The organism is Desulfobacula sp. (genome assembly GCF_021107415.1).
The window spans coordinates 1-6552 of the sequence record NZ_JAIOSW010000270.1; the positions used below are offsets into that span (position 1 = coordinate 1).

At 43.4% G+C, this 6552-nt stretch carries 7 protein-coding genes; 1 reads left to right on the top strand and 6 read right to left on the bottom strand.

Translation table 11 applies throughout. The features are described 5' to 3' along the window. From K8S13_RS14250 to K8S13_RS14275, 6 genes are all read right to left on the bottom strand, one after another. On the bottom strand, positions 1-386 hold a 386-nt coding region (locus K8S13_RS14250; protein ID WP_291463442.1), incomplete at its 3' end, for a permease. Positions 387-394: 8 nt separating this feature from the next. Next, entirely contained in the window at positions 395-973 is a 579-nt protein-coding gene (gene hflK / locus K8S13_RS14255) for a protease modulator HflK (RefSeq protein WP_291463443.1), read from the bottom strand. Continuing rightward, positions 939-1388: a hypothetical protein gene (locus tag K8S13_RS14260; RefSeq protein ID WP_291463445.1), complete on the bottom strand. Its 450-nt coding sequence runs from the start codon at positions 1386-1388 to the stop codon at positions 939-941. The genes hflK and K8S13_RS14260 overlap by 35 nt, the downstream gene beginning before the upstream one ends. Positions 1389-1390: 2 nt before the next feature. Continuing rightward, on the bottom strand, positions 1391-2290 hold the full coding sequence (hflC, locus tag K8S13_RS14265) for a protease modulator HflC (protein ID WP_291463447.1): 900 nt from the start codon (positions 2288-2290) through the stop codon (positions 1391-1393). A 149-nt stretch (positions 2291-2439) separates the two neighbouring features. Then, positions 2440-3672 carry an MFS transporter gene (locus tag K8S13_RS14270; protein WP_291463448.1) on the bottom strand — a complete coding sequence of 411 codons (1233 nt, stop codon included), beginning with the start codon at positions 3670-3672 and terminating at the stop codon, positions 2440-2442. Between the two features lie 75 nt (positions 3673-3747). After that, complete coding sequence (locus tag K8S13_RS14275) at positions 3748-5067, bottom strand: aminotransferase class III-fold pyridoxal phosphate-dependent enzyme (RefSeq protein WP_291463450.1); 1320 nt, start codon at positions 5065-5067, stop codon at positions 3748-3750. 364 nt (positions 5068-5431) lie between these two features. Between K8S13_RS14275 and K8S13_RS14280 the strand changes: the two genes are divergently transcribed. Beyond that, positions 5432-6552 (top strand): DUF3604 domain-containing protein (locus K8S13_RS14280; protein ID WP_291463452.1); only part of this gene is annotated, 1121 nt, incomplete at its 3' end.

The following is a 6552-nucleotide window of genomic DNA, read 5'->3' on the forward strand; positions in this document are numbered from 1 at the left end:
CCCGCAGATATGGCCGTAATCAGTGCTGAAAGCGGACGAACAATGGTCATGATTGGATCCATGAGAGCGTATGTCAAACTGATGGAATCTGCACCGGTCTCAGGTGTTGATATTAAAAAGGACAGCGTTGATCCTTTACTGGCCCCATGTTTCCTCAAGGATATTGCCGTGGGAAGAACCGAACAGGAACAAAGCGGCAGAGGTATTCCAGCCAGTGCCGCCAGAAATATCGACCGAATGCTTCTACCTCCCAGGTAACGGGTAATCACCTCGGTGGTAAAAAGCGAATGTAAAACACCAGCGATAAAAAAGCCGAACAGGATGTAAATAGCGGCTTCATTGAAAACCCTGACAACTTCGATTCCAATCTCTAATAGAATATCCATATTTCTACCTAATTGTTAATTGATCTTCGATTACTCAACATGGGAGCTTCGGCCTGATCATTGCTGAGAAAACCCAAATCAACCGGTGTTTTGCTGTCAGCATCAACGATATATTTTTTCATTTCCGGCAGAATCGCCTCCATGGCTTCAATATATATCCGTGTTTCGGTAATATTTTTAGATTTATTATATTCTCTTAGAATGCTCACAAACCTGTCGGCTTCTCCGACAGCCATATTAATCGATTCAAGTGCATAGGCCTTGGCTGTTTCTTTAATTTTATGGACTTCCCCCCGGGCCTTGGGCAGAATTTCACTTTTTCGTCCCAGTGCTTCATTAATCAAGCGCTCCCGGTCGATTTTTGCGCTGGAAACATCATTGAATGCTTCAATTACAGCGAGTGGGGGCTCCACCGATTGCAGGTTGGTATCAATAATCTTTACCCCTATATGGTATTGATCCAGCATTTCCTGGGTTTTTTTCTTTGTCATCTCCTGAATCTTGATTTTGCCAACAGTTAGAACATAATCCACATCCATTTTCCCGATGATCTCAATTAGCTCCGATTCGGCTAAAATGGTTACCAATGAAAAGAAAATCCGAGGGGTTCTGAATTATGTACTGGATATTCAGTTGGACCCTCAGAATATTTGTGTCTCCTACCAGGATTTCGGAAAACTTTTTTACTGATCCTTTCTTCTGAGTGCCTGGTTTTTCGACAACACCAATACTCACCTGGTTGACTTTCGATGTCTTGGGGGTATCCACCTGATCGACAGGATAGGGAAATCGATAATGAATTCCGGGTAGAATACCATCGGGTGTAATCACCTTGCCAAAGCGTCGAATCACAGCCAGTTCATCGGTCTTAACAATATAAAATCCGGATAGAACATAGATCACTACCGCAACCGGGAATGCCCACTTCAATAGCTTATTGGCCGGCTTCTTGTAATCCGGAAGTCCGAATTTTTTAAATAAATCAATGATGAGTGAAACCATAGTTAGTCCCTTTTTCCCTTGGTATTCGGCCCTTCATTCAACAGTCTTAACAAATTGGAGTCCGAAGGAAGTACAATAGTGGTTTGTTTATTCAATATCTTTTTGTACGATTCCAGGGTCCTCAGAAAATTATAAAACTGGACGTCTTTACCAAACGCTTTGGCGTAAATCTCTATAACTTCAGCATCAGCCTTTCCTTGTATTTTCTGTGCTTCTTTGTAGGCTTCCGAGAGAATTTTTTTCTGCTCCCGGTTGGTATCGGCTTCGATCTTAATGGCTTCCTCTTCGCCTTCCGAGCGGAACTTTTTAGCGATCCGCTGCCGTTCTGCCCTCATCCGTCCAAATACACTGCTTTTATTCTGTTTTGGAAAATTGAGGCGTTTAATGCGAACATCAACGACCTTAATACCGTAATTTTCACTAGCCAAACGGGCACATTCGGTCTTTGCCTCCTCCATCATCGTTTCCATCTTCATCTCTCCCGGTTTGTCTGAAATAAGCGCCGATTGAGGGTATTTCCCCAGAACAGCCCCTACCTGTGAGGAGAGAATATCGGAGAGTCTGGCTTCCGCCCCTTGCGGGTCTTTTACCCGCTCCAGAAACAATTGCGGGTTTTCCACCTGCCACAACATGAAATTATCAACCAGAATATTTTTTTTATCCAGGGTCAAAAGTTCGACAGATTCCGGATCATAGACCGTAATTCGTTTACTGAAACGTGTCACCGTCTGGAATGGATCGGGCAACTTCCAATACAGTCCTGGCTGCTCTCTGACATCGACATATTTGCCAAACTCGGTAATGATAACATATTCCGCCTCATCAACAGTATAAAATATCAGGTAGATGGAGCCTATCACCAAAATGACCGGAATGATAAAGAGTTTTAAAATTCGTTTCATATGTGACTTCCCTATTACTTAAATTGTCATAACAACATATCCATTCTTATTCTTCGCTGGGATCTATGGATATTATAACAGGAGCCTAAGAATAAACAATAACAAACTCCATGCCACGGTTTTGCATCCTTTTTTATGAGATATTTCAGCTAAATCGTTGAACTTTTCTTTTCCTGGATACGGGTTTCGGAAAGTCGACTTGCTATGATTAAGTTCAGCACAATCATGCAGGTAAAAACCAAAAGAAAAGGTGTCATCGCACCGGACTTTGACCGAAAAAAATCTGTCAGAAAAATCATGATAACGCTGAGCCCCTGCCCAAACATCAACAATACCCCCTGAATGGTCGCTTCGGTTGACGGTCTGCTGATGTCTGCGGCAGCCTCCATAATAATCGGTGCAAGTCCAAGCTGAAAAAACCCCAAAATACCACCAACCACTAAAATGATTGAAAATGTTTTAAAAAAGGTAATACCCAATAAACAGGGGATCATTACCAACATTCCTGTTAATATAAACACCTTCCGCTTCCCGGTTTTATCTGAAATTATTGACAGCAGGATACATCCCAATATCGCACCGAGCATCATAACTCCCCCCAATGATCCAGCCTGTATGGATGTAAATCCCCGGGGAGCTAAAATCTGTTCAATCCAGGTGGAGACGGTATTAAAAATAGCCAGACCGATACTGAAAATAATCAATATCAATATTGCATCATGGGTCTTAAATATATTTTTTAGCCCCTCCCGCATATTGAGTGGCTCATTCTCCTCCTCAGTCAGGGAGGGCCTTGTCGGAGGGTGTTCCCGGTAAATCAAAATAAATAGGACACAAAGCACGGCAACAAAACCACCATAATAAAGCAGGGTGGTTTTTATGCCCACAGCTTTGGCTAAAAACGGGGTTATCACCATCCCTGCCATGATGCCGATAAACTGGGCCAACAAAGCAATGCCGGTAGCAGTGGCCCGCTCATCTACCGGGAACCATCGCGCTGTAACGGTTGTGATGGAATTTACAATCAGAGGTTGAGCAAGTGATAGAGCGACGGTGCAGATGACTACTCCGGTGTAATTTTCCCCGAACACACCCCGGAGTAAGCCGAAAATCCCCATGGTGATAACCCCCAGGCCAACCCCCTTGCGTATCCCATAACAGGAAATTATCCAGGAGCACGGTAGGCTGGCAAACACATAAACGATCATGAACATCATGGCCAGAAAACCAATGGCCAATGGGGTAACATTGTAAAACGCTGATGCATCACCGGTGATTGGTAAAAATGTTGACCAAAGAGTATGGAACCCAAATTGAATCAACGCAAATACAATTAATACGACCCATCGATAGCCATACACCTTTATCTCTTTTTGAAACATAGGTCTCCCATTTTGCTTCTCATTCTTTTCGGATGCTGAGCGTCTTTTTTGTATCTTATTTCCGGTTTTGCCCGCTTAGAACATTGCTCCCAGTGAATCATCACAGGCTTCCAAGGTCTTTTCGATATCTTCATCTGAAAGCACCGTGCTGATAAAAAAGCGGCCATCGGGATGAATGACAATCCCCCTCATGGCAAGTTCCTGGAAGAAGCGGATTCCGCTACTCTTATCTAACTTGAGATCTCTGTCAAAATAAAACACGAAGTCCGGGTCAACGCCAAATATGGGGTATAACACACCTGTTTCATCCTGAATACCGATCTTAAGGTCTCTCCTTTTGATGATTTCCAACAATCCCTTCTTAATATACTGGGTTGTTTGCTCCAGCTGTTTAAATACAGCGCAGTCATCTCTTTCCATTATTTTAATGGACGCCAGTGCGGAAATGATCGACAATGAAAATCCGTTGAAGGTTCCGGGACCGAGTACCCGGTTCTCTGCGATGAGTTTCATGATTTCCATTTTTCCGGCCAGAACCGAGAGGGGCAGTCCTCCCCCAGCGCATTTGGCAAAGGTGGCAATATCCGGCGTGACACCATAATAGGCCTGAGCACCGCCAATGTCCAGCCTGAAACCGGTTTGAATTTCGTCAAAGCATAATACCACACCATATTCATCACAAAGCGAGCGCACTTTTTCAAGGTAACCTGGATAGGGTTTCATCCCTCCGTGGTTCAGGACAAGGGGTTCCATCATGATCATGCACACTTCATCACCATACTTCTTGAGCGTTTCCTCAAGAATTTCAATTTCGTTAAAAGGGATCATAAAGGACTGTTCGTTGGCACCCGGGGCTTTTCCTTCGGTGTACCGATAATCATCAGGATGCCCCTGCAAGGCAAACGGCCTTCCTTCGGCGTTTTCATCGTAACGACCCCCCATTGTGTTGTCGGCCCAGCCATGATACTGGTCGTGGAATCGGATGAAGCGGGGACGTCCCGTATAAACCCGGGCCAACCGGATAGCCAGCTGTACCGCGTCTGTTCCGGTAATGTTCAACTTGACGGTCTCAGCGCATGGAATATGTTTGACAAGCCGTTCTCCCAGCTCAACATCTTCAGGGGTAAACAACGCACCGCCGCCAATCATTGGCGGTCGGGTCTGGAGGAATTCTATCATGGCCTGGCTGATTTCTGGGTTATGAGCACCCAGAATATTGGGCCCGAATGCATGCATGTAATCAATAAATTCATTGCCGTCCGCATCCCACATATGAGATCCTTCGGCCCTGGCTATAAAAAATCGCTGCCCAAAGGAATCCAGGGAAGCCCGCATGTTGCTGTGGGCGTTAACATAAACTTTGTTAAATCTTTCGGTTAGCTCTTTGTTGTTCATACTGTCACCTCATTAGGATAAATGGATTATTGTCAATTATGCCAATACCTGTTTTTTATTTTTACAGCCTAACCTTAAAAGCCAAGTCAAAATTTGTCATATAACAAAAGATATATTTTTTGTAATAAAAACAGTTGAAAGATACGTCCAAAGAACCAACCAGTGGTTTACTAATGGGCAGAGATTTAAAGACATTCTATTGCCAACCGGGTGATAAATCTATCAATGAGAGGTTGTCTTCTGAAAAAGGAAACCAAATAAACCCTGTAAATATATCTTTAGATGTTTGAAAAAATCAGATAAACCATACAAATATATGTTCAGGTAATATATTTTTTCACCAGAATGAAGCGGAGGTAATATTATGAAAAAAAAAATAGGCTGGATTCTTGGTATTATTCTTATAGTTGCTGTGGGTTATGGTTGGCATACCTATAAAAAATTTGACGCCAAGATGATACGTCTCACACCGGAGTTTATTAAAGAACTTAATAAACAATCAGCCGCCCAGAATGAAGCGGCAATAAAAAAGCCTGAATTTCGAGAAAGAACCCTTCAACCACAAAATCCCTTAAAGAATGTCTATTTTGGTGATCTCCATGTTCACACATCATTGTCCCTTGATGCGTATATGTGTGGAAACACCAATTATACACCCGACCAAGCCTATGAATTTGCCCAGGGGAAAAAATTGGAGCATGTATCAGGAGAAATTCTGCAGCTGAGCGAACCCCTCGACTTTGTAGCCATTACAGATCATGCTGAAAGCTTTGGTATTTTTGATGGATGTAAGGCGCCAGGTCTTACTGAAAAACAGAAGGAGTTTTGTGCTAAACTTGACAGCCCGTCACTTGCTTACTATTACAAACTTCGAAAAAATGTATTAGAAAGACCCCCGAAAAGACCCGCCGACTATTGCGGTGAGGATGACAGCTTTTGTATTGAGCATGGAAAAACCACCTGGAAACGAATTCAGAAAGCAGCTGACAAAGCCTATAAACCCGGAGAATTTACCTCGTTTTATGGATATGAATACTCACCGCTCTGGCCAAAAGCGGGGATGACCCACCGGAATGTTATTTTCCGAAACAAAACGGTACCGGAAACAGTGATTTCCGCCTTTGATGCAATGACCGCACTGGATCTTTGGAAAATACTGGAAGATACCTGTACCGGAGATTGTGAATTTTTGACCATTCCCCATAATATGAGTAATTTTTTTGGAAGGGCTTATTCTCGTAATGATGAAGATGGTGCCCCTTATACCCCAAAGGATTGGGAACGAAGAGATCGATATGAGCCATTGGCGGAAATTTTTCAAGCCAAACGCACTTCTGAGTGTGCCTTTGGGGTAGGGACGACTGATGAAGAGTGTTCTTTTGAACTCTTTTGGCCAATTTGCGAGGATGACAATTTAGTAGGGTGTGCCAGTAAAGGATCATATGCCCGGGAAGGCCTAAAGCTTGGAATTGAACTGGAAAAAGA

Excerpts from the sequence above, each read along its gene's own strand:
- K8S13_RS14260 (WP_291463445.1), bottom strand. The coding sequence starts at position 1,388 with ATGGTTTCACTCATCATTGATTTATTTAAAAAATTCGGACTTCCGGAT.
- hflC (WP_291463447.1), bottom strand. The coding sequence starts at position 2,290 with ATGAAACGAATTTTAAAACTCTTTATCATTCCGGTCATTTTGGTGATA.
- K8S13_RS14270 (WP_291463448.1), bottom strand. The coding sequence starts at position 3,672 with ATGTTTCAAAAAGAGATAAAGGTGTATGGCTATCGATGGGTCGTATTA.
- K8S13_RS14275 (WP_291463450.1), bottom strand. The coding sequence starts at position 5,067 with ATGAACAACAAAGAGCTAACCGAAAGATTTAACAAAGTTTATGTTAAC.